This is a genomic window from Pseudidiomarina sp. WS423 (assembly GCF_050750165.1).
Taxonomy (GTDB): Bacteria; Pseudomonadota; Gammaproteobacteria; order Enterobacterales; family Alteromonadaceae; genus Pseudidiomarina; species Pseudidiomarina fusca.
This window is the reverse complement of record NZ_JBOJLN010000001.1, coordinates 274,421-300,056: the sequence shown is the minus strand read 5'-3', so window position 1 is coordinate 300,056 and position 25,636 is coordinate 274,421. Positions and strand designations below refer to the sequence as shown.

The 25,636-nt window shown below is 46.3% G+C and carries 24 protein-coding genes and 1 tRNA gene; 22 read left to right on the top strand and 3 right to left on the bottom strand.

Going from position 1 to position 25,636, the window contains the following annotated elements:
• Positions 1 to 11: 11 nt before the first annotated feature.
• Positions 12 to 800: a type I methionyl aminopeptidase gene (map, locus tag ACQ661_RS01435; protein WP_431667399.1), complete on the bottom strand. Its 789-nt coding sequence runs from the start codon at positions 798 to 800 to the stop codon at positions 12 to 14.
• A 266-nt stretch (positions 801 to 1,066) separates the two neighbouring features.
• On the opposite strand from map, the gene rpsB reads away from it, so the two are divergent.
• From rpsB to ACQ661_RS01350, 17 genes are all read left to right on the top strand, one after another.
• Positions 1,067 to 1,795, top strand: coding sequence for a 30S ribosomal protein S2 (rpsB, locus tag ACQ661_RS01430; protein WP_110075235.1), 729 nt, complete (start codon positions 1,067 to 1,069; stop codon positions 1,793 to 1,795).
• A 30-nt stretch (positions 1,796 to 1,825) separates the two neighbouring features.
• Complete coding sequence (tsf, locus tag ACQ661_RS01425) at positions 1,826 to 2,707, top strand: translation elongation factor Ts (RefSeq protein WP_110075234.1); 882 nt, start codon at positions 1,826 to 1,828, stop codon at positions 2,705 to 2,707.
• 263 nt (positions 2,708 to 2,970) lie between these two features.
• Positions 2,971 to 3,717, top strand: a complete 747-nt coding sequence (gene pyrH, locus ACQ661_RS01420) for a UMP kinase (RefSeq protein WP_153826120.1) — start codon at positions 2,971 to 2,973, stop codon at positions 3,715 to 3,717.
• A 71-nt stretch (positions 3,718 to 3,788) separates the two neighbouring features.
• Positions 3,789 to 4,310, top strand: coding sequence for a ribosome recycling factor (gene frr / locus ACQ661_RS01415; protein WP_153826139.1), 522 nt, complete (start codon positions 3,789 to 3,791; stop codon positions 4,308 to 4,310).
• A gap of 81 nt (positions 4,311 to 4,391) precedes the next feature.
• On the top strand, positions 4,392 to 5,174 hold the full coding sequence (gene uppS, locus ACQ661_RS01410; RefSeq protein WP_202912495.1) for a polyprenyl diphosphate synthase: 783 nt from the start codon (positions 4,392 to 4,394) through the stop codon (positions 5,172 to 5,174).
• Positions 5,167 to 6,030 (top strand): phosphatidate cytidylyltransferase, encoded by an 864-nt coding sequence (locus ACQ661_RS01405; RefSeq protein WP_153826121.1) that lies wholly within the window; start codon positions 5,167 to 5,169, stop codon positions 6,028 to 6,030. Before uppS ends, ACQ661_RS01405 begins: the two co-directional genes overlap by 8 nt.
• 1 nt (position 6,031) lies before the next feature.
• A complete protein-coding gene (gene ispC, locus ACQ661_RS01400) occupies positions 6,032 to 7,231 on the top strand; it encodes a 1-deoxy-D-xylulose-5-phosphate reductoisomerase (RefSeq protein ID WP_431667398.1) in 1,200 nt (399 codons plus the stop codon).
• On the top strand, positions 7,225 to 8,580 hold the full coding sequence (gene rseP, locus ACQ661_RS01395) for a sigma E protease regulator RseP (RefSeq protein ID WP_313932230.1): 1,356 nt from the start codon (positions 7,225 to 7,227) through the stop codon (positions 8,578 to 8,580). The genes ispC and rseP overlap by 7 nt, the downstream gene beginning before the upstream one ends.
• A 36-nt stretch (positions 8,581 to 8,616) precedes the next feature.
• Positions 8,617 to 11,166: an outer membrane protein assembly factor BamA gene (gene bamA, locus ACQ661_RS01390; protein ID WP_110075227.1), complete on the top strand. Its 2,550-nt coding sequence runs from the start codon at positions 8,617 to 8,619 to the stop codon at positions 11,164 to 11,166.
• Between the two features lie 36 nt (positions 11,167 to 11,202).
• The gene (locus tag ACQ661_RS01385) at positions 11,203 to 11,718 is read left to right on the top strand and encodes an OmpH family outer membrane protein (protein WP_153826124.1); all 516 of its coding nucleotides are present in this window, start codon (positions 11,203 to 11,205) and stop codon (positions 11,716 to 11,718) included.
• Positions 11,719 to 11,722: 4 nt separating this feature from the next.
• Complete coding sequence (lpxD, locus tag ACQ661_RS01380) at positions 11,723 to 12,757, top strand: UDP-3-O-(3-hydroxymyristoyl)glucosamine N-acyltransferase (protein WP_110075225.1); 1,035 nt, start codon at positions 11,723 to 11,725, stop codon at positions 12,755 to 12,757.
• 12 nt (positions 12,758 to 12,769) lie between these two features.
• Positions 12,770 to 13,222 carry a 3-hydroxyacyl-ACP dehydratase FabZ gene (gene fabZ, locus ACQ661_RS01375; protein ID WP_110075224.1) on the top strand — a complete coding sequence of 151 codons (453 nt, stop codon included), beginning with the start codon at positions 12,770 to 12,772 and terminating at the stop codon, positions 13,220 to 13,222.
• Complete coding sequence (gene lpxA, locus ACQ661_RS01370; RefSeq protein ID WP_313932231.1) at positions 13,223 to 13,987, top strand: acyl-ACP--UDP-N-acetylglucosamine O-acyltransferase; 765 nt, start codon at positions 13,223 to 13,225, stop codon at positions 13,985 to 13,987.
• Positions 13,988 to 14,005: 18 nt separating this feature from the next.
• Positions 14,006 to 15,193 carry a lipid-A-disaccharide synthase gene (gene lpxB / locus ACQ661_RS01365; protein WP_313932232.1) on the top strand — a complete coding sequence of 396 codons (1,188 nt, stop codon included), beginning with the start codon at positions 14,006 to 14,008 and terminating at the stop codon, positions 15,191 to 15,193.
• Between the two features lie 90 nt (positions 15,194 to 15,283).
• Positions 15,284 to 16,270 carry a glutathione S-transferase family protein gene (locus ACQ661_RS01360; protein ID WP_153826126.1) on the top strand — a complete coding sequence of 329 codons (987 nt, stop codon included), beginning with the start codon at positions 15,284 to 15,286 and terminating at the stop codon, positions 16,268 to 16,270.
• A gap of 2 nt (positions 16,271 to 16,272) precedes the next feature.
• Positions 16,273 to 17,100: a pirin family protein gene (locus tag ACQ661_RS01355; protein ID WP_313932233.1), complete on the top strand. Its 828-nt coding sequence runs from the start codon at positions 16,273 to 16,275 to the stop codon at positions 17,098 to 17,100.
• A 40-nt stretch (positions 17,101 to 17,140) separates the two neighbouring features.
• The gene (locus tag ACQ661_RS01350; protein WP_431667397.1) at positions 17,141 to 18,103 is read left to right on the top strand and encodes an NAD(P)H-quinone oxidoreductase; all 963 of its coding nucleotides are present in this window, start codon (positions 17,141 to 17,143) and stop codon (positions 18,101 to 18,103) included.
• A 33-nt stretch (positions 18,104 to 18,136) separates the two neighbouring features.
• Here ACQ661_RS01350 and ACQ661_RS01345 read toward each other — a convergent pair.
• A tRNA-Tyr gene (locus ACQ661_RS01345) sits at positions 18,137 to 18,221 on the bottom strand.
• Positions 18,222 to 18,314: 93 nt separating this feature from the next.
• Here ACQ661_RS01345 and xerD point away from each other — a divergent pair.
• From xerD to lysS, 5 genes are all read left to right on the top strand, one after another.
• Entirely contained in the window at positions 18,315 to 19,214 is a 900-nt protein-coding gene (gene xerD / locus ACQ661_RS01340; RefSeq protein ID WP_110075220.1) for a site-specific tyrosine recombinase XerD, read from the top strand.
• Between the two features lie 5 nt (positions 19,215 to 19,219).
• Positions 19,220 to 19,963 carry a thioredoxin fold domain-containing protein gene (locus tag ACQ661_RS01335; RefSeq protein WP_431667396.1) on the top strand — a complete coding sequence of 248 codons (744 nt, stop codon included), beginning with the start codon at positions 19,220 to 19,222 and terminating at the stop codon, positions 19,961 to 19,963.
• 1 nt (position 19,964) lies between these two features.
• Positions 19,965 to 21,677, top strand: coding sequence for a single-stranded-DNA-specific exonuclease RecJ (recJ, locus tag ACQ661_RS01330; protein ID WP_431667395.1), 1,713 nt, complete (start codon positions 19,965 to 19,967; stop codon positions 21,675 to 21,677).
• A gap of 44 nt (positions 21,678 to 21,721) precedes the next feature.
• Positions 21,722 to 22,820, top strand: a protein-coding gene (gene prfB, locus ACQ661_RS01325; protein WP_431667394.1) for a peptide chain release factor 2 whose coding sequence is annotated in 2 segments (ribosomal slippage) — positions 21,722 to 21,796 and positions 21,798 to 22,820 — 1,098 coding nt in all. Because the reading frame shifts where the segments join, the coding sequence is not laid out codon by codon here.
• Positions 22,821 to 22,877: 57 nt separating this feature from the next.
• Positions 22,878 to 24,392: a lysine--tRNA ligase gene (gene lysS / locus ACQ661_RS01320; RefSeq protein ID WP_369742329.1), complete on the top strand. Its 1,515-nt coding sequence runs from the start codon at positions 22,878 to 22,880 to the stop codon at positions 24,390 to 24,392.
• A gap of 65 nt (positions 24,393 to 24,457) precedes the next feature.
• On the opposite strand, the gene ACQ661_RS01315 is transcribed toward lysS, so the two are convergent.
• Positions 24,458 to 25,621, bottom strand: a complete 1,164-nt coding sequence (locus ACQ661_RS01315; protein WP_431667393.1) for a trans-sulfuration enzyme family protein — start codon at positions 25,619 to 25,621, stop codon at positions 24,458 to 24,460.
• Positions 25,622 to 25,636 lie beyond the last annotated feature (15 nt).

Genomic DNA, 25,636 nt, shown 5'->3' with positions numbered 1-25,636 from the left:
GCCAACCTTACTTAGTTGGTATGTTTGATTACTCGGGGGAGGTCTTCGTCACTGCGCAAGGTCAGTACTTCAACTCCATCCTCGGTAACCAGCAAGGTGTGTTCCCACTGTGCACTTAAACTGCGATCTTTAGTGAGTACTGTCCAGCCGTCACGCATCAACTTGGTGTGGCGTTTACCCGCATTCACCATAGGTTCAATGGTAAAGCACATGCCTGGTTGTAAAACATCACCCGTACCGGCGGTACCATAGTGCAAGATTTGTGGTTCTTCATGAAACACGGCGCCAATACCATGGCCGCAGTACTCACGCACAATAGAATAACCATGCTGCTCGGCATGTTTTTGAATGACTGCAGCGAAATCACCTGTCCGCAGACCAGGTTTCACCATGTGAATGGCTTGATAGAGACATTCTTGCGTCACTCGCATCAAGCGTTCTGCCAAAATACTTGGTTTACCTATCACAAACATCTTTGAGGTATCACCATGATAGCCATCTAACTTGACGGTGACATCTAAGTTCATGATGTCGCCGTCTTTGAGAGGCTTCTCGTTTGGAATGCCATGGCACACCACATGATTAAGTGAGGTGCATACCGATTTCGGAAAGCCATGATAGTTTAGCGGAGCTGGAATTGCCCCATGCGCAATGATGTAGTCGTGGCAAATTTGATCGATTTCTGCGGTGGTTACCCCAGCCTTGATGTGGGGTTCAATCATTTCTAATACGGCTGCTGCCAAACGACCTGCAGCGCGCATTTTTTCGATTTCTTCAGGGGTTTTAATTGAAATGCTCATGCTCATGTTTCAGTTAGCAAATGTGGACGATATTCTAGCAGTTTGTAGCGCTTCGGTGAAGCCTAAAACAGCCCTTAAATTGTTGCTAAATGGGGCTGCTTATGGTATAAAGCGCCCGCAATTTCGAATTGCATAACCATTAACTTAAACACACACATACATCGACACATAGCTCGGGGTGCTCGATGCAGCGATAAGACGTTAGCTGCGGATGAGTCGAACTATGGGATGTATGGAGGCATAACCCCTTACAAAGGAAAATAATCATGGCAAACGTGTCTATGCGTGACATGCTGAAAGCTGGTGTACACTTCGGTCACCAAACTCGCTTCTGGAACCCAAAAATGAAGCCGTTCATTTTTGGCGCTCGTAACAAGATTCATATCATCAACTTAGAAAAAACTGTGCCTATGTTCAACGACGCGTTGAACTTTTTACAGCACGTTGCTAGCAACAAAGGCAAAGTGTTGTTTGTTGGTACCAAGCGCGCTGCTTCTGAATCAGTACAAGAAGCCGCGATTAGCTGCAAACAGTTTTACGTAAATCACCGTTGGTTAGGTGGTATGTTGACGAACTGGAAAACCGTACGTCAATCAATCAAGCGTTTAAAAGAGCTTGAAACCATGAGCCAAGACGGTACTTTCGACAAGTTGACCAAAAAAGAAGCGTTGGTTAACACCCGTGAAATGGAAAAACTAGAGAAGAGCTTAGGCGGTATTAAAGATATGGCTGGCTTGCCAGACGTATTGTTTGTTATCGATGCAGATCACGAACACATCGCGATCAAAGAAGCTAACAACCTAGGTATTCCAGTTATCTCTGTGGTTGATACCAACTCAAACCCTGATGGCGTTGATTATGTCATTCCAGGTAACGACGACGCGATTCGTGCAGTACAACTGTACTTGAACGCTGCTGCAGCTGCTATCAACGATGCTCGTGGCGTTGTTGTTGAAGGTTCTGCAGACGATTTCGTTGAAGCTGAAACTGAATAATTTTAAGTCATCTGATTAGAGGACAAGTACATGGCTATTACAGCAGCTCTGGTTAAAGAACTGCGCGAGCGCACTGGCGCTGGCATGATGGATTGCAAAAAAGCATTGGAAGAGACCGGCGGCGATATCGAAGCGGCGATCGAAAACATGCGTAAAAGTGGTCAAGCGAAAGCTGCTAAAAAAGCAGGTCGCGTAGCCGCTGAAGGTGTAATCCTGACCAAAACTGAAGGCAACACCGGTACTTTGGTTGAGCTTAACTGCGAAACTGACTTCGTTGCACGTGACGAAAGCTTCTTAGCTTTCGGTGATAAAGTTATCAACGCAGCTTTTGCTAATAAAGAAACTGATGTTGATGCGCTTAAGGCTACAGCAATCGAAGGCGGCACCGTAGAAGAAGTACGTGAAGCTTTAGTTGCTAAAATTGGCGAGAACATGAACGTTCGCCGCGTGATGACCATTTCTGGTGCTGACGTGGTAGAAAGCTATGTTCACGGCGGCCGTATTGGTGTACTAGTTGCACTTACCGGTGGCGACAATGAGTTAGCTAAAGACATCGCTATGCATGTTGCAGCCAGCGCTCCACAGTTTGTGAAGCCTGAAGATGTATCAGCAGAAGTAGTTGAGAAAGAGCGTGCAATTCAACTAGATATCGCTATGCAAAGTGGTAAGCCACAAGACATCGCTGAGAAAATGGTTGAAGGCCGTATGCGTAAGTTCACTGGCGAGATCAGCTTAACTGGTCAGGCGTTCGTGAAAGATCCAGCGATTACTGTTGCTGATTTGCTGAAATCTAAAGGTGCCGACGTAGTTACTTTCGTACGTTACGAAGTAGGTGAAGGCATTGAGAAGAAATCAGAAGATTTCGCAGCTGAAGTACAAGCACAAATGGCAGCAGCAGCGAACAAGGCGTAATGCTAAGTTCTGTGGCTAAACTGTTAAGTTGTTAATGAAAACCGCATCATGGTTGGCATGATGCGGTTTTTTTATGAGTAACCTAGTTTGGTTGATAAACTAGATTCAGAATATCCAGTTAAAGTAACAAAAAGCGCTGGACCTAAGGCTGGAATAGCACAACAATAAACACCATTAAGATGGCTGATGAGTAGTACCTAGGCCTATCTCGCAGCTAACTTTAAGTATCTGTTAGTATAACGACCTGAACATGGAGCGAACCTATGACACCAAGTAGCAAACCGAGCTATCGCCGCGTTTTATTAAAATTGAGCGGTGAAGCCTTAATGGGAGATGAGTCTTTTGGTATTGATGCCAAAGTACTTGATCGCATGGCTCAGGAAATTAAAGAATTAGTAGAGCTTGGGGTGCAAGTTGGCTTGGTCATTGGTGGTGGCAACCTATTTCGTGGTGAAGGTTTAGCAAAGGCCGGAATGAATCGAGTTGTGGGCGACCACATGGGTATGTTAGCAACCGTAATGAATGGTTTAGCAATGCGTGATGCGTTGCATCGTGCTTTTGTTAATGCTCGCCTAATGTCGGCAATAGAGCTTAACGGTGTGTGCGATAGCTACAACTGGGCCGATGCTATTAGTTTGCTCAAGTCTGGCCGTGTGGTGATTTTCTCTGCGGGTACCGGTAATCCATTCTTTACTACAGACTCGGCCGCTTGTTTACGAGGTATTGAGATCGAAGCAGATTTAGTGCTTAAAGGAACTAAAGTGGATGGTGTCTACTCGGCAGACCCGGTTAAAGACCCCAATGCGCAACTGTACCGCCAGATCAGTTACGATGAAGTGCTACAAAAACAACTTAAAGTAATGGATTTAGCGGCATTTACGCTAGCCCGTGACCACAATCTTCCTATTCGTGTCTTTAATATGAATAAGCCAGGTGCATTAAGAGCCGTGATTATGGGCGAAGAAGAAGGTACACTTATTGCTAGTGAAAGCATGCTTAACCCCGCATAATCAAGCGTACGAGCAAGACATAAGGAAACTACAACGTGATTAATGACATTAAGCAAGACGCTAAACAGCGTATGGAAAAAAGCGTAGATGCGCTACGTTCACAAATTTCAAAAGTGCGCACAGGGCGTGCTCATCCAAGTATTTTAGATGGTGTGATGGTACCTTACTACGGGGTAGATACTCCGTTGAAGCAATTGGCAAACATCACGGTAGAAGATTCACGTACGTTAGCTTTGACAGTGTTTGATAAGTCATCAGCAGGTGCGGTTGAAAAAGCCATCATGACCTCAGATTTAGGCCTAAACCCAGCTTCTGCTGGTACTGTGATTCGGGTGCCATTACCACCGTTAACCGAGGAGCGTCGTCGCGATTTAGTTAAAGTGGTTCGAAATGAAGCAGAGCAAGGGCGAGTTGCCATTCGTAACATTCGTCGTGATGCTAACAGCGATTTGAAAGACCTACTTAAAGAAAAAGAAATTAGCGAAGACGAAGAACGTCGCGCTACTGAAGAAATTCAAAAGTTGACAGATACTTATATCGCTAAAATTGATGAAGCCTTAGCGGAAAAAGAAAAAGATCTGATGGAAGTTTAAACTGTTGTTTCTATTCCACATTGGTGGAAAGCGCCGTGTCAGGTATACTCACACGGCGTTTTTTCTTGTATGGCGTTATTTATGACAATCACGGACGTTTCGAGTATTCAAATGCCTAAGCACGTGGCAATCATCATGGATGGTAACGGGCGTTGGGCGAAGTTGCGCGGCAAACACCGCACCTTTGGCCATAAAGCTGGGGCTGAAGCGGTGCGGCAAGCGGTGCAGTTTGCACGTAAAAAAGGTATTCAATCGTTAACTTTGTTTGCCTTCAGTAGTGAAAACTGGAATCGCCCGCAACAAGAGGTTTCAGTGTTAATGGAACTCTTTATGACGGTACTAAAACGTGAAGTAAAGAAGTTACATAAACATAATGTACGCCTACGTATTATTGGCGACAAAAGTGCGTTTAGTGAGCGGTTACAGAAACAAATGGCGACAGCAGAAGCCATGACCGCAAATAATACCGCTTTGAATTTAAATATTGCAGCCAACTATGGCGGCCGTTGGGATATTACTGCGGCGGCAAGACAATTGGCGAGTAAGGTGCGAGATGGTGAATTGGACGCTGAGCAAATCACAACTGATTTATTAGCTGAGCAGTTACAATTAGCAGACCAACCCGAGCCAGATTTATTAATAAGAACAGGTGGCGAACACCGAATTAGCAATTTTCTGCTATGGCAATTAGCTTATGCGGAATTTTATTTTAGCCAAGTATTGTGGCCCGACTTTGATGATAAAGAATTTGCAGCAGCAATCGCTGACTTTAGTTGTCGCGAGCGTCGCTTTGGTATGACCAGCGAGCAACTGCAACGGGCTATTTTAGATACTGATGTGACAACCGGGGACAACCTTGCTTAAACAACGTTTACTGACTGCGCTGGTGCTTATACCAGTCGCCCTTTATGCGGTGTTTGCACTGCCATTAACAGGCTTTGCTGTGGCGGTGCTGATATTGATGACAGCTGGGGCGTGGGAATGGGCGCCATTGATGGGGGTCACCAAACGCCTAGGTCGTATCGCTTATACGCTCAGCGTGAGTGTTATTCTGGCAGCCTTGATGTGGTGGGTGCCGGTTGATCAAGTATGGCAGCAAGGCGAGTTAGCGCAGCCACTGTACATACTGATCGTGCTGGGCTGTGCTTGGTGGGTGTTGGCTTTAGTGTTGATATTAAATTATCCACGTAGTCGGCGAGTGTGGTCGCGTACGCGCTCCATCGTGGGCGTATTTGGTTGGTTAACACTGGTGCCTGCTTGGGCTGGCATGCTGGCTATCCGCTCTTTGAATTATGCTGAGCAGCCGTTGTTTGGCGGCTTTGCTGTACTGTTTGTATTGTTACTGGTATGGGCCGCCGATGTTGGAGCCTATTTTGCTGGGGTTCGTTATGGGCGCAATAAACTGATGCCAGCGGTCAGCCCAGGTAAAACCATGGAAGGGCTTCTAGGTGGTATCACCTTGGCTTTTGTGGTGATGATGGTAGTAGCCCATTGGTTAAAGGTACCTGCCGAGCAATTCGCTGGTTACTATCTAGCTGGATTAGTCACTGTCGTTGCATCGGTGTTTGGTGATTTAAACGAAAGCATGTTTAAGCGCTGTGCAGGAGTAAAAGACAGCGGTAGTTTGTTGCCAGGGCACGGTGGTATTTTAGATCGCATTGATAGTTTAACAGCTGCGTTACCCGTCTTTGCTTTAGCTTACTTATTGTTATTGGCCTAGTATGCAATCTATTACGATTTTAGGTGCCACAGGCTCGATTGGTAAAAGTACCTTAGCTGTTATCAGCGAGCATCCACAACGGTTTAATCTCTTTGCGGTGACCGCACATGCTAATGTCGCGGAGATGCTGAGTATTTGTGCACGTTTTAACCCAACCTACGCGGTTATGGTCGATGAGCAGGCTGGTATAGCGCTACGGCAGCAGCTGTTAGAACAACGTAGCAGCACGGCAGTACTTATCGGCCCTGCAGCCTTGCTTGATGTTGCTTCAGCTAGTGAAGTAGATACGGTGATGGCAGCTATTGTAGGTGCCGCCGGGCTATTGCCAACCTTGGCAGCGGTTAACGCGGGCAAACGTATTTTGCTGGCTAACAAAGAAGCCTTAGTGATGTCAGGGCAGCTGTTTATGGACGCTGTAGCTCGTTCTGGCGCAGAGTTGCTGCCCATCGATAGCGAACATAATGCAATCTTTCAGTGTTTGCCGACAGCAGCACAACAAGCTTTAGGTCAAGCTGATTTAGCCGCTCACGGGGTCAGTAAAATCTTGCTTACCGGCTCAGGTGGCCCCTTTAGAGAGCTACCCTTAGCCGAATTAGCCCAACAAACCCCTGCTGCAGCCTGTGCCCATCCCAATTGGAGTATGGGGCAGAAGATTTCTGTAGACTCCGCCACCATGCTCAATAAAGGACTAGAGTATATTGAAGCGCGCTGGTTGTTTAATTGTCAACGCGAGCAATTAGAAGTGGTGGTACATCCTCAGAGTGTTATTCATTCTATGGTAAGTTTTACCGACGGTTCAGTGATAGCACAACTAGGACAGCCGGATATGCGTACGCCAATTGCTTATGGTTTAAGTTATCCTGCACGTATCAGCAGCGGTGTTGCAGCACTTGATTTCTCCCAATTAAGCCAATTAACGTTCAGTACTGCCGAAGCCGCTCGTTATCCTTGTTTAGCCTTGGCTATTGAGGCTTGCTGGCAAGGGCAAGCCGCCACTACCATGCTTAATGCAGCAAACGAAATCGCAGTTGAAGCCTTCTTAAGTACTCAAATTGGCTTTACCGCTATTGCTGAGATTTGTGATAGGGTATTGAACGAAATAGCAGTGACTCCGGTTAGCTCAATTGACGATGTCATTGCCATAGATCAACAAGCGCGACAGGTTGCCCAACGTTGGGTGGAGCATTATCGGTTATGTTAACAGTGGTTTGGTCGTTAGCAGCGTTTGTAGTAACGCTGGGTATCTTAGTTACTTTCCATGAATTTGGACATTTTTGGGTTGCACGACGTTGTGGGGTGAAAGTCTTAACCTTTTCGGTGGGGTTTGGTAAGCCACTATGGCAGCGGCAGGCTGCTGACGGTACTGTTTATCAAATCGGTGCTATTCCACTAGGTGGCTATGTACGAATGCTTGATGGGCGCGTTGATGAGGTGCCAGAGCACCAGCGTCATTTAAGTTTCAATGCTAAATCAGTACCACAACGAGCTGCCATTATAGCTGCAGGGCCATTAGCTAATTTTATCTTAGCTATCGTGGTGTTGTGGGTGATGTTTTTGCTGGGTGTGCAATCGGTCAAGCCCATCATTGGTGATGTACGTGAGCAGTCAATTGCAAGCCAAGCATCAATTCCGGTGCCAAGTGAAATTATTGCAGTTGATGGTCGCCGTACGGAAGATTGGCAACAAGTTAATTTAGCCTTCGCTAGTGCTTTAGGGCAGCAACAGGTGACTCTAACACTGCAAGATGAGCGCTTGCGCGAGCGAGACTATGTATTGGATATTGCGGATTGGCGATTATCTGACCAACAAACGCCAACCTTTGTTGATTTAGGTTTGCAGCCGTACCAGCAACGTGTATCGTTAGTACTGAGTTATGTGGCAGAAGAATCACCTGCAGCACAAGCTGATTTGCGCGTTGGTGATAAAATTGTCGAGTTTGATGGAACTCCTGTAGTAGATTGGTCTCAAACCAGACAGCTGATTATGAGTTCGGCCGGGCAGCAAGTAATCCTAAGCGTTGAGCGCAATGGGCAACTACTCGCGTTACCGGTTACCATAGGCAGCCGCGAACTAGAACAAGAAAGTATTGGTTTTCTAGGAGTAGAGCCGACCGTTGCACCTTATCCCGAAGAATATCGGTTTGTGCAACAGTATGGTTTCATAGATGGATTAATAAAAGGCACCGAACGAACCTGGGAGCTCATTGTACTCAGTGTAAAAATGCTGGGTAAATTGGTTACCGGAGTAGTGTCAGTAAGCAACCTGAGCGGTCCAGTTGCGATCGCAGAGGGGGCAGGGACTTCGGCCAGTTATGGTCTGGTCTACTTTTTAGGGTTTCTTGCGCTTATTAGCGTTAACCTTGGGGTGATAAACTTAGTGCCATTACCCGTTTTAGACGGTGGGCACTTAGTCTTTCTTGCAGTAGAAGGAGTACGCGGTAAGCCCGTCTCTGAACGCGTGCAAGAAGTTTTTTACCGCATCGGTGGCGCGCTTATATTCGCGTTAATGGCAATTGCTATCAGTAATGATATTCTGCGATTGTCGCAATGAAACGACATGTACAACACAACAATTAAGTAGCACAGAATGACGTTGAAACAGCTGTTCTTGAGCGCCCTGGTAGCAGCGGCGGCTCTTCCTGCACATACTGCATACGCACAAAGTGCAACCCAAGGTTCTGAACCCAATGCTTCCGAGCAGAGTGCCAACAAAAATACCGAAACATTTGTCGTTGAAGATATCCGTGTAAGAGGATTACAACGAGTGGCCCTAGGTGCCGCGCTAACTTATATTCCTATTCGTTTAGGTGACACTGTTGATGCGAACGCAGTTCGTAACAGTATCCGCTCTCTTTATTCATCCACCCACTTTGATTACATTGAAGCGAAACGCGAAAATAACACGCTTATTTTTGAGGTGGTGGAGCGCCCAACCATCAGCTCGATAGAGTTTGAGGGAAACAAAGATATCAAGGATGAGCAGCTCACTCAGAGTCTTACTGATAGCGGGATTGTCGAGGGCGAGCAACTAGATCGTACCGTCATCGCAAGCATCGAAACAGGCCTTGAAGATTTCTTTCATAGTGTAGGTAAATACAACGCTAAGGTTGATGTAGAACTGGTAGAGCTTACCCGTAATCGAGTAAGCGTGCGGTTGAACTTTGATGAAGGCGAATCGGCCGAAATTAAACAAATCAATTTAGTGGGTAATAAAAGTTTTACTGATGAAGAGATACTCAATCAATTTGAGTTGAAAGACAGCTTGCCTTGGTGGAATTTTATCGGTGAAAACCGTTATCAAAAGCAACAGTTATCAGGCGATTTAGAAGCACTAGAGAGTTTCTACAAAAACCGTGGTTATTTGGGCTTTCAGGTTAAGTCCGTTCAAGTAACGTTAACGCCAGATCGTAAAGGCGTGTATATCACCATGAACCTTGAAGAAGGTGAGGTATACAGCATTAACGAAGTACGAGTGATTGGTGACTTGAAAGGCCATGATGAGATGGTTGAAGCTTTCACCACCATCAAATCAGGTACGACTTATAATGCAGCACAAATAACCGCCCTAGAAGAGGCTATTGCTCGTTTCTATGGTCGTTTCGGCTATGCGTATCCTGAAGTTCGCGCTATTCCTGAAATTCAAGAGGGTAGCAACGAAGTTGACTTGATTTTCTCCGTCAACCCTGGCAAACGCGTCTACGTGAATAGAATTAACTTTATCGGTAACAATGTAACTGCGGATCAAGTTTTACGCCGAGAGATGCGTCAACTTGAAGGGGCTCCACTTAATGAGGCCCAAGTAGAGCAAAGTAAGGTTCGGTTAGAGCGTTTAGGCTTTTTTGAAACCGTAGAAACCAATACTACCAAAGTAGATGGTAGTGATGAGCGTGTAGATATTGATTTTGTGGTTAAAGAGCAGCCGTCAGGTTCATTTAACTTTAGCTTTGGTTACGGTGACTACTCAGGTCTACAAATCGGTGTTGGTGCGTCGCAAGAAAACTTCTTGGGCTCGGGTAACCGCGCTGCGATCAACGTAAACACTAATAAATATAATCGTACTGCAAGTGTTGCTTATACCGACCGCTACTTTACTAAAGATGGCGTGAGCTTAACCGGTAGCGTGTACATGAGCGAGTTTGATGCTGGTAAGTTAGATAACTACATTCGCTACAACAAGAAGCAATACGGTATTAGCGCTAACGTGGGCTTCCCCATTAGCGAAATCCAAAGTTTAAGCTTTGGTGCAACCTATCGTAGCGAAGAAATTAATGATGTTGAAAGTTACGAGCAGATCACGCGGTTTTATAAACCATATGTTGACAAACGTACTCCAAACGATGGGGTGGCTTTTGACATCTACGAACTTACCGCAGCTTGGAACCGTGTGACTTTAAACCGTGGTATGTTCCCGACAGCTGGGTCATCTAACTCGGTGTCAGTTGGCATATCGGCGCCTTTGAGCGATGTTAATTACTTCCGTGTAAACTACGATTATCGCCAGTATTTCCCATTAACTGATACTCATAGTTTTGTGTTTATGACCCGGATGCGGTTAGGCTATGGTAACGGTTATGGTAAAGATGATAACGGTAACGAATATCTGTATCCATTCTATGAGAACTTCCGCGTTGGTGGACGCGATAATTTACGCGGTTTTGAAGCTAACACCATTGGTCCGAAAGCAGTCTATCGTTATACTCAATCCATTCCTGGCTTGCCGCCGGTAGATGGTGGTCCAGTAACGAGTCCGCTGCCCGAATACACGGATACCTTGGCTGTAAGCCAATACTCGGTGGGCGGTAATGCATTGTTCGTGGGTGGATTAGAATTAATTGTACCAACACCGTTTATTTCTGAAGAGAATAAGAATACAGTTCGTACAAGTTTCTACGTAGATGTGGGTAACGTATGGGATACCGAGTTTAATTACGACGATTATGCCAAATTGCAGCTTAATCCTAACTCGTACCCATTAGAGGATTTTAGTAAGCCTAACTCGTTCCGCGCATCTGCAGGTATTTCTGTGCAGTGGATTTCACCGATGGGGCCGTTGACCTTCTCTTTAGGGCGCCCACTGAAGTCAGAAGATGGTGATAAAACCCAGGTCTTCAGCTTTAATATCGGTACCACCTTCTAATTTGAAAAATTATAAAATATATCAAGGAGTTTTATTGTGAATACTTTAATGAAAACAGGTGTTGCAGCAGCGTTACTAGCTACCGCAGTTTTTGCTAATGCAGCAGAAGCACAACAGAAAGTTGGCGTGATTAACGTGCAAGAAGTATTGCAGAACCTGCCACAAGCTCGTGAACTTGAAACCCAAGTTCAAACTGAGTTTAAGAGCCGTATTGACGAAGTTTCTAAACTTGAAAATCAAATGCGCGAGCTACAAGAAAAAGCGCAACGTGATGCATCTATCATGTCTAATCAAGAACGCTTGAACATGCAGCGTGAAATGGAGATGTTAGAAACCACCTATCAGCTTAAAGTAAAAGCGGTACGTGAAGATATGGGTCGTCGTCAAAACGAATTACGCGACCAACTATTGATGGATATCATGCGCAACACTCAAGACGTAGCTACTGCGCAACAGTTTGATCTTGTTCTGCAGCGTTCAGCGTTAGCTTATGCTACTGAAGCATCTGACCTCACTGATGCTGTGATTAAAAAAATGACTGGTGGCAACTAAGGCTATGACGAATCAGACATTGCTGTTACAGCAATTGGCTGAGGCGATTGAAGCTGAAGTACACGGTGATGGTGAAATCACCATCACTGGTGTCGCAACCCTTGCCTCGGCTAAGCCGGGGCAAATTGCCTTTTTAGCCAATGAAAAATATCGCTCGCAGCTAGACACTACCCAAGCCAGTGCCGTGATTGTGGCACCTAATGTGGAGTTACCAGCTGGTTTGGCGGCCCTGCGTACCCGTAATCCTTATGCTGGCTTTGCTAAAGTAGCGCAACTTTTAGATACCACACCAAAACCAGCTGACCATATTCATGCCTCTGCACAAATTCATCCAACCGCAAAGATTGGAGCAAATGTTGCTATTGGTGCTAACACCGTTATCGCTGAGCATGCGGTTATCGCAGATGATGTGGTGATTGGCGTGGGCTGCTATATTGGACCAAGAGTTGAAATTGGTCGGGCAACCCAATTATGGCAACACGTGGTGGTTTACCATGGCTGTGTGATTGGGGAGCATTGTCTCGTGCATGCAGGCACCATCATAGGTGCTGACGGTTTTGGCTGGGCCAATGAGCAGGGTAAATGGGTTAAGATCCCGCAACTAGGACGTGTAGTTATCGGTAACCGGGTAGATATTGGCGCTAGCACTACCATCGATCGCGGTGCGCTAGACGACACTATTATTAGTGATGGCTGTATTATCGATAATCAGTGCCAAATAGCGCACAATGTATTTATTGATGAAGACACAGCCATTGCAGGTTGTACTGTGTTGGCAGGGAGCTGCCGCATTGGTAAGCGTTGCTTAATTGGCGGTGCAACAGCCATCAATGGCCACATTGAAATTTGTGATGACGTGCAAATAAGTGGCTTCTCGATGGTGATTAAAGGTATTTCTGAGCCCGGCGTTTACGCCTCGGGTATCCCTGCTGCGCCTCATCGCGAGTGGCGCCGGAACGGTGCTCGTTACCGTCAACTTGACGAGCTCTTTCAGCGGGTGAAGAAGTTAGAAAATCAGCTAGCTAGTGCTAGCGAGTAAGAGGACCTTGTTTTGTCAGCAGATGGCGCTTTTGATATTAAAGAAATTTTAAGCTTGTTACCGCATCGGTATCCTTTTTTGTTGGTTGATAAAGTATTAGCTTGTGACCATCAAACTCGGATTCATGCGGTAAAAAACGTGAGTGTTAACGAGCCGATATTTACTGGACACTTTCCTGAAAATCCAATTTTTCCTGGGGTACTTATTTTAGAAGCCTTAGCCCAAGCGGCTGGATTACTTGGATTTAAGATAACGGCAAGCACGCCGGGCGCAAAAGATCTATACTTATTTGCTGGGGTGGATAACGCTCGTTTTAAAAAGCAGGTTCTGCCTGGTGACACTATGCATCTGCATGTTACCTTTGAGAAAGAACGCCGCGGTATTTGGGTGTTTAAAGGACGCGCCGAAGTTGACGGTGAGTTAGCCTGTAGTTGCGATATTATTTGTGCAAGAAGAGAAGTTTAAGTGATTCATTCGACTGCGATTGTTGATAAAAGTGCAAAGCTTGGGACCAATGTAGAAATTGGCCCTTACAGTATTATTGGTGCCGATGTAGAGATAGGTGATGGCACTGTGATTGGGCCCCATGTGGTAGTTAAAGGGCCAACCACTCTTGGTAAAAACAATCGCATTTTTCAATTCTCTTCGGTTGGTGAAGACTGCCAAGATAAAAAATATGCGGGCGAGCCAACTCGCTTAGTGATAGGTGATAACAACATTATTCGCGAATGTGTGACCATCCATCGCGGCACGGTGCAAGATCAAGGGTTAACCCAAATTGGTGATGACAATCTCTTAATGGCGTACGTTCATGTTGCTCATGATTGCATGGTTGGTGATCATGTTATTTTAGCTAATAACACCTCGTTAGCAGGCCATGTTCATGTGGGTGACTGGGCCATTTTAGGTGGCTTTACTGGAGTTCATCAGTTTTGCCATATTGGGGCCCATGCTTTTACCGCAGTAAATTCTGTGGTGGTGCAGGATGTTCCGCCCTACGTGATGGCGCAGGGTCACAATGCTGTTCCTCGTACCATTAATAGCGAAGGATTAAAACGGCGTGGTTTCACCAGTGAACAAATTTTGAATATCAAACGTGCCTTTAAACTACTGTATCGACAGGGGCTCACCGTCACCGAGGCGGTTTCCCAGATGCAAGAATTGAATGCGGCAGAATTAGGTCCACTTATTGAATTTGTGCAACAAAGCCGCCGTGGCATTATTCGCTAACCTAATCAGCATGTTTCGATGATGAGTGAAATGGAAGTGACACAGTCAGCTCCTCTAATTGCAGTGATAGCAGGTGAGCATTCGGGCGATTTATTAGGTGCCGGAATGCTTGCAGAGTTGCGCGTTAAGTATCCTAACGCTGAATTTATTGGGGTAGGTGGTCCGTTAATGCAAGCGCAAGGGCTCACCAGTTTAGTACCCATGGATGATTTAGCTGTGATGGGAATCGCAGAAGTTCTGGGGCGTCTATGGACCCTACTAAAGCATCGCAAACTGCTGGTTCAGACCATGTTAGCACGACGCCCAGACGTGTTTATTGGGATTGACGCCCCTGATTTTAATCTCCCTATAGCTAAACAGTTAAAGCGCCACGGCATCGCCACTGTACATTATGTTAGCCCAAGTGTTTGGGCGTGGCGCCAAGGGCGAATTAAAGGAATTAAAGCGGCGGTAGACCATGTTTTGTGCCTTTTACCGTTTGAAAAGCAGTTTTATGATCAGCACCAGTTAGCTGCTACTTTTGTTGGTCATCCACTTGCTGATAGTATTGCGCTGCATTCGGATAAGCAGCAAGCAAGAGCCGATTTAGATTTGCCTGAGCAAACTCGCATTATCGGGTTGCTACCAGGTAGTCGGAAAGGTGAGATAGCCAGATTAGGGCCACTGTTTTTGCAAACTGCGCAGCAGTTGCAGGAGCAACATCCGAATTGGTTGTTCATTGCTCCGATGATAAGTTCTGCGCGAGCCGAACAATTTAGTCAGCTCATTGCTCGTTATTCACCACAGTTACGCATCCAACTGATTGATGGCCAAGCCCGTACCGCCATGGCGGCTGCTGACGGCTTGTTACTCACCTCAGGCACAGTCACCCTTGAAGCCATGCTTATTAAGCGTCCGATGGTGGTGGCCTATCGGTTTAATTGGTTAAGTTATCAGTTAATTAAACGCTTATTTAAAGCTAAGTATTTTAGCCTACCAAATCTCTTGGCGGATCAAGCTTTGGTCCCTGAGTTTGCTCAACAACAAGCAACCGTAGATAACTTAGCGCAAGCACTAGAGCGGCAGTTAGATCCTGCCAATCAAGCTATGTTGGCGCAAGAATTTACCCAGTTGCATCAACAGTTACAACAGCGGGCAAATCAAATCAGTGCTGCTGTGGTAGCAGATTTAATAGCACAGTCCCCCAAATACCTTTCTAATAAATAGAAAGGTTTGCTGATTAAATTCCGATTATTATTCGATTAGTTGCCAGCTATACTTACTCCGTTATTAACTGTTAAAGCGGAGGATAAGCAGATGGGCTTATTAGTAGATGGAAGATGGCAAGATAAGTGGTACGACACTGATAGCCATGAAGGCGCTTTCGAGCGCAGTGCAGCGCTATTTAGAAATTGGATCAGTAACGATCAGGATGCTGAATTTAAACCCGAGTCAGGTCGCTACCACTTATACGTATCCTACGCTTGTCCGTGGGCACATCGAACCTTAATCTTTCGAAAGTTAAAGGGCTTAGAAGATCATATTAGCGTATCTGCGGTGCATCCATTGATGCTTGAAAATGGTTGGGAATTTAGCTCACAAGGGTTTGGCGATAATCCGTCCGAATCTTTACAAGATCCTTTATATCAACATAACTACCTGTATCAATTGTATCTACAAGCTAACCCGAACTACAGTGGTAGAGTCACAGTGCCGGTATTGTGGGATAAGCAACGTAAAACGATAGTCAGTAATGAGTCTGCGGATATTATTCGGATGTTTAACTCTGCGTTTAATGAACTCACAGGAAATCAAGTAGATTTTTATCCAGATGAGTTAGCTGAGCCGATTGATAGCATCAATGAACGGGTCTACGATCGTATCAACAATGGCGTGTATAAATGTGGTTTTGCGACTAAGGCTCCCGCATACCAGCGTGCTTACCGAGAGCTTTTTGATGAACTTGATACGGTCGAGGGCATTTTAGCGCAACAACCTTTTCTAGCTGGTGACCAAATTACGGAAGCCGATTGGCGTTTGTTTACCACCTTAATTAGATTTGATGCTGTGTATTACAGTCACTTCAAAACCAACCGGCAGCGGCTTATTGATTATCCTAATCTGTGGGACTATGTACGGCAACTTTATCAAGTACCAGGGATTGCCGAGACGGTCTTAATGGATCATATCAAAACTCATTACTACAGCAGTCATACCATGATCAACCCAACCGGCATTGTGCCTGAAGGTCCGGAATTAGACTTTAATCAACCACATTCACGTGGTTCTGTGTTAGGAGCTTAACTATGGCGCACGTTATTACGGGTCGCTACCGCGGTATCCCAGCTCAAGACGGAGCTGGGGTTAAACTAACGCGGGTCATTAATCAGCCGCAACTACGGCATCAGGATCCTTTTTTAATGTTGGATGAGTTTCGTTCTGATAATCCCAATGATTATATTGCGGGATTTCCGCCGCATCCGCATCGTGGCTTTGTTACCCTCACTTACATGTTAGCAGGGCGGATGGAGCACAAGGATTCAAATGGCAACACAGGCGTGGTTGAAGCCGGCGGAGCCCAATGGATGAAGGCAGCACGCGGGATCATTCACGCCGAAATGCCAAAGCAAGAAGACGGCCTGATGTGGGGCTTTCAGTTATGGCTTAATCTACCCGCAGCACGTAAAATGGAGGCGGCTGATTGGGCTGATTACCCGCAACATAAGCTGGGCCTAATCGAGCGAGATAACTATGAAATTCGCGTGATTGCAGGTTCATATGAAGATGCTGTAGGGCCCATTCAACAGCCGGAGCAAGAATTTTTGATGCTGGATGTACGCCTACAGCCGAAAGCGGAATTAGAGTTATCCTCGCAGCAGCAACAGACTCGACTCTTGTATGTCTACCAAGGGCAAGTTAGTCTGAATGGCTCGCAGCTAGAGCGCGGTGAGTTGGTCCGCTTGAATGCCACTGATAATCTACAGTTGCAGAGCTCTGAGTTAGCGGGTGTTGTTCTCTTAGCGGGCCACCCCATTGGTGAACCTATCAGCCAATATGGGCCTTTCGTGATGAATTCGCCGGCCGAAATTGAACAAGCGATTCGAGATTACCAAGCTGGACGTTTAACTGGTTAAGCTAGTATTGCCCGGCTATTGCTAAGGAGTAGAAAGCAAGATGATGCGAGTGATTGTACCTAACGCTGCGGGCGAACCCGAGATGATTCACCAGCAACGGCCCCAAGCTGGCGCCAACGAGGTGGTGATCAAGGTTGCCTACAGTGGCATGAACCGTGCTGATGTGATGCAGCTTGCAGGGCATTATCCACCGCCAGCTGGTGCTTCAGAGGTGTTGGGGTTGGAGGTTAGCGGCTGGATTGCTGAAGTTGGAGCCGATGTTCAGCACTTTCAGCGCGGTCAATCGGTGTGCGCATTACTTAGTGGCGGCGGTTATGCCGAGTACGTGGCGGTGCCGGCTAATCAAGTACTACCTCTGCCAGCTGGGATGCAATTACCAGCGGCTGCTGGTATCTGTGAAGTTTTTGCCACCGCTTTCTACAATTTATACATGCTAGCAGCGGCGCAGCCAGGCGAGCATATTTTATTACATGCCGGTGCCAGCGCAGTGGGGCAGGCAGGATTGCAACTAGCCCGTGAGTTTGGTAACCCGACGTTTGTTACTGTTAGCAGTCAAGCAAAGTTAGACCATTGTAAAGGTCTGGGGGCGGCACAAGGCTGGTTGCGCGGTGCTGGAGATTTTACCGAGGCGGTAAAAGCTTGGGGGGGCGCTGATATTATTTTAGACCCGGTGGTTGGTGATTATTTACCAGCCAATCAACGAGTGCTGCGTCAAGATGGTCGATTAGTGGTGATAGGGCTTATGGGCGGACGTTTGGCAGAGTTAGATGCCGCAAGGCTATTAATGAAACGCCAGCGGCTTATTGGCAGCACTATAAGAAATCAGCCCAATCAAGTGAAAGCAAGAATTATGGCCGCCTTGTTTGACCACGTATGGCCGCTATTTGAAGCAGAAAAACTAACCGCCAATATTGATTCGATACTTCCTGTGGCACAGGTAGGCGAAGCCATCCAACGACTTAAGCATAATGACACTATGGGTAAGTTGGTGTTGGTTTGGTAGTTAATAATTGTTTGATGAAACCAGAAAGGAAAGTGGTGGAGGGGGCAGGATTCGAACCTGCGAAGGCTGAGCCGTCAGATTTACAGTCTGATCCCTTTGACCGCTCGGGAACCCCTCCACACGAGCGCTGCATGATAGCAGATTGAGCCTGCGTGTAAACCGTTAATAGGGTAAAATCTCTATACCTGTCTACAAATGAGCCTTAGTATTCATGATTCCAGCCGCAACAGAAGAACTAATAGAACAATTTTTAGACCGTTTATGGTTGCAGCAGGGCATTAGTAAACACACACGTGCAGCTTATCGCTCAGATATCGTGAATTGCTATAAATTTGTCCGCACTCGGCAGCGCAAAGATTTACTCACGTTGAGCGCTGTCGATCTCGAAGACTTTCTGTTGTGGCGACGCCAGCAAGGTTTTTCACCACGTAGCACTTCTCGTCTTCTGAGCGCTTTGAAGAAATTTTTTCAGTGGGCGGTGCAGCAGCAGCTATGTAGCACTGACCCAACTGCAAAGTTACAACGCCCAAAGCAACCTCAGGCTATCCCCCACAGCCTCTCAGAGCTTGAGGTTGAAGATCTGTTAAATGCTCCCGATACTAGTGATGTGATTCAACTGCGCGATAAGGCGATGCTAGAAATACTTTATGCTACTGGCTTACGCGTAACTGAATTGGTACAGTTAAATGTCGACCAAATAAGCCTGCAGCAAGAGCTAGTAAGAGTGATAGGTAAAGGTAACAAAGAACGTTTAGTGCCCCTTGGAGAAGTTGCGTTAGAATGGTTACAACGCTATTTTGCTGAGGCGCGTCCGGTGCTGTGTAAGCAACCCCATGATTGGGTTTTTGTTACGCGCCGAGGAGGGCCGTTAACGCGGCAGGCTTTCTGGTATCGAATTAAGTATTATGCGCAACAAGCAGAGATTCGGTCGCATTTATCGCCACATACGTTGCGCCATGCGTTCGCAACACATTTACTTAATCACGGAGCAGATCTGCGCGTGTTGCAAATGTTACTGGGCCATAGTGACTTGTCTACCACCCAAATTTACACTCATGTAGCACGCGAGAGATTGCAACAACTACATGCTACCCATCATCCACGAGCTTAATCTTTATGCAATTATCTTTTTCTTCGTTAAAACAGCTAACCGTTCCTATTGTTGCTGCGGCCTTAATCGCCTGCCAACCCGCTTCTAAAGCTAATTTAGGGAATAGTCAAGAAACCGAATTTAACACGGCCTATCTGGAGCAAATGGGGTTTGTTGTAGAGTCTCATCAAGCAGCACCCATGGGTGGACTAATCGAGGTCATTACCAATCAAGGATTGGTTTACACCAATATTGACGGGAGCCAGTTAATCAGTGGTCGTATCTATGATATTACCGCTGCTGAGCCCGTTAATTTGAGTGATTTATCACTCAATGCTATGCGGCAGCGTGATGTAGCCACATGGGCTGATTCCACCATAGAGTATGCGGCACCAGATGTTAAGCATGTGGTGTACGTTTTTACCGATCCTAGTTGTGGTTATTGCCGGCAGTTACATGAACGACTAGAAGACTATCAAGCACTAGGTATTAGTGTGCGATATTTAGCTTGGCCGCGCACAGGTTTAACTGGCTCTGCTGCAAAGTTATTGGAACAAGCGTGGTGTGCAGACGATCAGCGTCAAGCATTAACTGCTATTAAGCAAGACCAAGCTCTACCGGCGGCTAATTGTGAAGCTCCCATAGCCGCTCACTATGCTTTGGGCCACAAATTTGGAGTGCGCGGTACACCCGCTTTTGTCCTGCCGTCTGGGCAGTTAGTTCCTGGGCTACTGCCGCCACAGCAATTATTGGCGGAGCTTGAACGTTAAGATGGAAGCACAAATTCAACGTTATCCCAATATAGATACCGGAGACCTTCACACGCAGCTACCACCATTGCTGGCGCAGATAGTGGCGCGGCGGGGCGTCACTAGCTTAGCCGAACTAGAATTAAGTGCAAAAAGACTACCTCACTATCGATTGTTGAAGGGGGCAGAAGCAGCAGCCAAACGCTTGGCCGATGCACTAGAGCAACAACAACGAATCTGTATCTGTGGAGACTTTGATGCCGATGGTGCCACGTCAACAGCCTTGATGGTTTCTGTACTGCAGGCGTTAGGGGCGCAGCACGTATTTTATCTAGTCCCGAATAGATTCGCAGATGGTTATGGTTTATCGGTCTCGGTGGTGGAGCAAGCTCGGCAGCAAGGGGCCGAACTGATTGTGACGGTTGATAGCGGAATCTCTTGCCATGCTGGTATTACTGCCGCTAATAGATACGGTATTCCGGTGCTGGTGACGGATCACCATTTACCCGGTGCCAGCTTGCCTGCTGCTCAGGTGATTGTGAATCCCAATCAGCCTGGCTGTGCTTTCCCGAGTAAAAATATCGCTGGGGTCGGGGTAGCATTCTATGTGTTGTTAGCGCTTCGTGCTGAATTACGTATGCGGCAACAGCCTGCAGAGATAAACTTAGCAGCCTGGTTAGATTTGGTCGCCGTGGGGACGGTTGCTGATGTGGTTAAGCTAGACGGAGTTAATCGAATATTAGTACAGCAAGGTTTGCAGCGAATAAAAGCAGGGCATTGTCGTCCTGGTATTGCTGCTCTTCTGAGCGTAGCTGGACGTGATCAAACCCGGTTACAGGCGAGCGATTTAGGTTTTGCAATCGGGCCTCGAATTAATGCTGCCGGACGACTGGATGACATGGCAGCTGGTATTGAGTGCTTGCTGGCAGCTACCGACACCGCCGCACAATCTTTAGCCCAGCAGCTGGATAGTCTGAATCGAGAGCGACGAAGCATTGAAACAGAAATGCGGGAAGAGGCCGAGCACTATGTAGCTGAATTGGCAACCGATAATACTGAGCTACCAGCGTTGTTAGTGTTATTTCAAGCGTCTTGGCATCAGGGAGTCATTGGAATAGTGGCGGGACGCGTCAAAGAGCAGTGTCATCGTCCAGTTATTGCCTTTGCACAAGCTGAAGATGGTTTACTTAAAGGATCAGCTCGGTCTATTGCAGGGCTGCATATAAGAGATTTACTGGAACGGGTACATACCCGTTATCCAGGCCTTATTGAACGTTTTGGTGGGCACGCAATGGCAGCTGGCTTGAGCATTCAGCAACAGCAGTTAGATGCGTTCACTAAGGCTGTAACTGAAGTGGCTTCTGAGTGGCTACAACCGCATCAATTACAAAGAGTTATCTGGTCTGATGGTGAGCTTGATGCAAGCTGCTTACAGCTTCCTTTTGTCCAGCAACTAGAGCAACTAGGGCCCTGGGGGCAAGGCTTCGCAGAGCCTTTATTCGATGGTGAATTTAAAGTGGTTAAACAGTACTTAGTAGGACAAAAACACCTAAAGTTAGTGCTGGAATCACCGCAACGAGTGACCATTGATGCGATAGCATTTCAAGTTGATACTAACCTGTGGCCAAATCCTGCGATTGAGCATATTCATGCTGCCTATCGTATTCAGCTGAATCATTTTCGTGGACAAACTTCGGTACAACTGCAACTAGAGCATTTTACTGCTTTACGGTAGAATATGCGCCCTTTGTTTATATTGATAAGTTTGGATTGCTGCACATGTTTGAAACAAATGCTACTTATGTTGTCATAAAAGATCTGCGCAAACGCAGTGAGTTGCTTCGGGGGTACCTTTGACTACGCTCATAAAGTAGAGCGTTTAGAGGAGGTAAGTCGCGAGTTAGAAGACCCAAACGTGTGGAGCAATCAAGAGCGAGCGCAAGCTCTGGGCAAAGAGCGTGCTAGCTTAGAACAGGTAGTTACAACGCTACAACGGCTTGCACAAGGGTTAGAAGACGTAGAGGGCTTGGTTGACCTAGCGGTTGAAGCTGATGACGAAGAAACCTATCAAGAAGCAGTTGCTGAACTTGAGCAATTAGAACAACAATTAGCGACGTTAGAGTTTCGGCGCATGTTTTCGGGTGAACAAGATACCGCCGATTGCTATGTGGATATTCAAGCAGGATCAGGCGGCACAGAAGCCCAAGATTGGGCGAATATGCTGTTGCGGATGTATTTGCGTTGGGCAGAGTCGCATCAGTTTAAAACAGAAATCACCGAGCTCTCGGAAGGAGAGGTGGCTGGCATAAAATCAGCAACGGTGCGTATTCAGGGAGAGTATGCCTACGGTTGGTTACGAACTGAAACCGGTGTTCATCGGTTAGTTCGTAAATCGCCATTTGACTCTGGTAATCGTCGCCATACCTCGTTCGCATCAGTGTTTGTGTATCCAGAAATTGATGATTCAATAGAAATTGAGATTAACCCAGCAGATTTGCGTATCGATACTTATCGAGCATCTGGCGCAGGTGGACAACACGTTAACCGAACCGATTCGGCAATTCGTATTACCCATGAGCCATCAGGTATTGTGGTGCAGTGTCAAAGCGATAGGTCGCAACATAAAAACCGTGATGCTGCAATGAAACAGTTGCGAGCAAAGTTATACGAGATGGAACTGCAAAAGCAGTTGGCTGAAAAGCAAGCCCTTGAAGATACCAAATCAGATATAGGTTGGGGCAGTCAGATTCGTTCTTATGTGCTCGATGATGCTCGTATCAAAGATTTGCGTACAGGCATTGAGAACCGAAATACTCAAGCAGTACTAGATGGAGCTTTAGATCCATTTATTGAAGCCAGTTTAAAATCTGGTTTATAACAACGATTCACTTTTAACGCTTTAGAATTCTATTGATTAGTTACAGGAAAAATAACCATGAACGATAAAACGCAGCAAGCACCTGAAGTTGATGTTAATGAACAGATTGCTCAGCGAAAGGCGAAATTAGCTGCTCTGCGTGAACAAGGTGTAGCGTTTCCTAATGATTTTCGTCGTGACAGTTTAGCGGCGGATTTACACGCGAACTATGATCACGTTGAAAAAGAGCAACTTGCTGCGCAAGGAGTTCGTGTGAGTATTGCTGGCCGGATGATGACTCGGCGGATTATGGGCAAGGCGAGCTTTGCCACTTTGCAAGACATGTCAGGCCAAATTCAAATTTATGTAGCGCGGGATAACTTGCCAGAAGGTTTCTATAACGAGCAATTCAAAAAGTGGGATCTTGGTGACATTATTGGAGCCACAGGCACTTTATTTATTACTGGAACTGGTGAATTAAGTGTGCAGGTTGATGATGTGCGTCTACTGACTAAAGCACTGCGCCCACTACCCGATAAGTTTCATGGCTTAGCGGATCAAGAGATGCGCTATCGCCAGCGCTATCTTGATTTGATTACTAATCAAGAGTCGCGTAAAACTTTTATTATTCGCTCCAAAGTAGTGGACTATATTCGTCGTTATTTAGGTGAACGCCAATTCTTGGAAGTTGAAACGCCGATGATGCAGACCATTCCTGGCGGGGCGGCGGCACGTCCGTTTGTAACTCATCATAACGCCTTAGATATGCAACTGTATTTGCGTATAGCACCAGAGCTTTATTTGAAGCGGTTGGTTGTTGGTGGATTCGAAAAGGTTTTTGAAATCAATCGTAATTTCCGTAATGAAGGGCTATCTACGCGGCATAATCCAGAGTTTACCATGCTTGAGTTTTACTGGGCCTACGCCGATTATCAAGATTTGATGAACTTAACGGAAGACATGCTGCGTGGTATGGCAACTGACATCTTAGGTTCCGCGCAATTTGAAAGCGAAGGCGTGATGTATGATTTCAGCAAGCCGTTTGCACGCATGACAGTTAAAGAAGCTATTTTGGCCTATTTACCAGAAGCCTCTGAGCAACAACTTGATTCTTTAGAGCAAGCAACGCAGCTGGCGGAATCCCTCGGTATTAAAGTCAAATCGAACTGGGGCCTTGGTAAAGTTCAAATTGAGATTTTTGAAGAAGTAGCTGAACACCGTTTATTGCAGCCAACATTTATCACTGCCTACCCAGCTGAGGTATCGCCGTTGGCACGTCGTAATGATGCGGATCCATTCATTACAGATCGGTTCGAATTTTTTGTTGGTGGACGCGAATTAGCCAATGGATTTTCCGAGTTGAATGATGCTGAAGACCAAGCTGAGCGTTTCCGGGAGCAAGTGCAACAGAAAGAAGCTGGTGATGATGAGGCAATGTTCTATGATGAAGATTACGTAACTGCACTAGAGCATGGTTTACCGCCAACAGCAGGTGAGGGTATAGGTATTGATAGACTCGTTATGCTGTTGACCAACTCAGCATCTATCCGCGATGTATTATTATTCCCTCATATGCGCCCACGCAAAGGCTAAAAGCTAAGAATTAAGTGAATATGCTGTACGTTGTTAGCCCGCGAAGGGCTAACAACGCCACTCACCTAACGGCTAGGCAGAGCCTGTAACAAATCGGCCAATAATTCATGTTTGTCTTCAATCCCGGCCGATAGTCTTAATAAATCTATAGGGCAAGGAGTACCAACCCCTTCAACACTGGCTCGATGCTCAATTAAACTCTCTACGCCGCCTAAGGATGTTGCACGCTTCCATAACTTGGTATTGGCAGCAACGTGAATAGCAGCGGCTTCACCGCCCTCTACCTGTATAGAAAGCATCCCACCAAAGCCCCCAGACATTTGTTTACAGGCGACTTCGTAGCCCGCAAAATTCGGTAATCCCGGATAAAGCACGGCTTTGATTTGTGGGTGTTGTTGTAATTGTTCAGCTAAGAATAAGGCATTCTCACAGGCGGCTTTTACACGTAGATGTAGCGTACGCATACCGCGCAACAGTTGTGCAGCATCATACGGGCTAGGAACAGCTCCTAGTTGCGCTCGAATACTCCGAATACGTTGCCAATAGGGATGATCAGCAGCTGTAATCAGTGCTCCAGCAATAACATCTGAATGACCATTTAAGTATTTGGTAGCTGAATGCATGACAATGTCAGCACCTAGTGCTAGGGGCTGACTAAGAATAGGCGTCGCACAAGTTGAATCTACTGCAACCCAAGCGTCAGCCTGATGAGCCAAGGCCACAATTTCAGTAATATCGGAGATGGTCCAAAGTGGATTTCCCGGTGTTTCAAGCCATACTAATTTGGTTTTTCCCGGTTGCATAGCTTGCTTGACTAAGTGTAATTGGGTCATATCTACAAAGCTAAATTGTAATGCCCAATCTTTAGCAAAGTTCAGTAACCAATGACGCAAAGCCCAGTACATAATGTGTGGGACTATAACATGGTCACCTGGTTGTAAGGCCAGAAAAACTGAAGTAGCAGCAGCCATACCCGAGCTAAACAGCAGCGCTTGTTCGCCTTGCTCTAATTGGCAAAGTAGTTGTTCAACCGGTTTATAGGTCGGATTGTCAGCACGCGAATAAACATTACCAGTAGGGTAGCTGTTATCAGCGCCACGAATATAGGTTGTCGCTACGTGGATAGGAAGTACCACTCCTTGGCTTTCTTTATCAATAGTACCGAGAGCCTGGGCAACAGCGGTAGCCGAGCTATAGGGATATGAAAAACGGGTCGTTTTAATCGTCACTGGGTTACCTATGAG

Coding starts and splice junctions, on each gene's coding strand:
- map (WP_431667399.1), bottom strand. CDS start 800: ATGAGCATTTCAATTAAAACCCCTGAAGAAATCGAAAAAATGCGCGCT.
- rpsB (WP_110075235.1), top strand. CDS start 1,067: ATGGCAAACGTGTCTATGCGTGACATGCTGAAAGCTGGTGTACACTTC.
- tsf (WP_110075234.1), top strand. CDS start 1,826: ATGGCTATTACAGCAGCTCTGGTTAAAGAACTGCGCGAGCGCACTGGC.
- pyrH (WP_153826120.1), top strand. CDS start 2,971: ATGACACCAAGTAGCAAACCGAGCTATCGCCGCGTTTTATTAAAATTG.
- frr (WP_153826139.1), top strand. CDS start 3,789: ATGGAAAAAAGCGTAGATGCGCTACGTTCACAAATTTCAAAAGTGCGC.
- uppS (WP_202912495.1), top strand. CDS start 4,392: ATGACAATCACGGACGTTTCGAGTATTCAAATGCCTAAGCACGTGGCA.
- ispC (WP_431667398.1), top strand. CDS start 6,032: ATGCAATCTATTACGATTTTAGGTGCCACAGGCTCGATTGGTAAAAGT.
- rseP (WP_313932230.1), top strand. CDS start 7,225: ATGTTAACAGTGGTTTGGTCGTTAGCAGCGTTTGTAGTAACGCTGGGT.
- bamA (WP_110075227.1), top strand. CDS start 8,617: ATGACGTTGAAACAGCTGTTCTTGAGCGCCCTGGTAGCAGCGGCGGCT.
- lpxD (WP_110075225.1), top strand. CDS start 11,723: ATGACGAATCAGACATTGCTGTTACAGCAATTGGCTGAGGCGATTGAA.
- lpxB (WP_313932232.1), top strand. CDS start 14,006: ATGATGAGTGAAATGGAAGTGACACAGTCAGCTCCTCTAATTGCAGTG.
- ACQ661_RS01360 (WP_153826126.1), top strand. CDS start 15,284: ATGGGCTTATTAGTAGATGGAAGATGGCAAGATAAGTGGTACGACACT.
- ACQ661_RS01355 (WP_313932233.1), top strand. CDS start 16,273: ATGGCGCACGTTATTACGGGTCGCTACCGCGGTATCCCAGCTCAAGAC.
- ACQ661_RS01350 (WP_431667397.1), top strand. CDS start 17,141: ATGATGCGAGTGATTGTACCTAACGCTGCGGGCGAACCCGAGATGATT.
- xerD (WP_110075220.1), top strand. CDS start 18,315: ATGATTCCAGCCGCAACAGAAGAACTAATAGAACAATTTTTAGACCGT.
- ACQ661_RS01335 (WP_431667396.1), top strand. CDS start 19,220: ATGCAATTATCTTTTTCTTCGTTAAAACAGCTAACCGTTCCTATTGTT.
- recJ (WP_431667395.1), top strand. CDS start 19,965: ATGGAAGCACAAATTCAACGTTATCCCAATATAGATACCGGAGACCTT.
- lysS (WP_369742329.1), top strand. CDS start 22,878: ATGAACGATAAAACGCAGCAAGCACCTGAAGTTGATGTTAATGAACAG.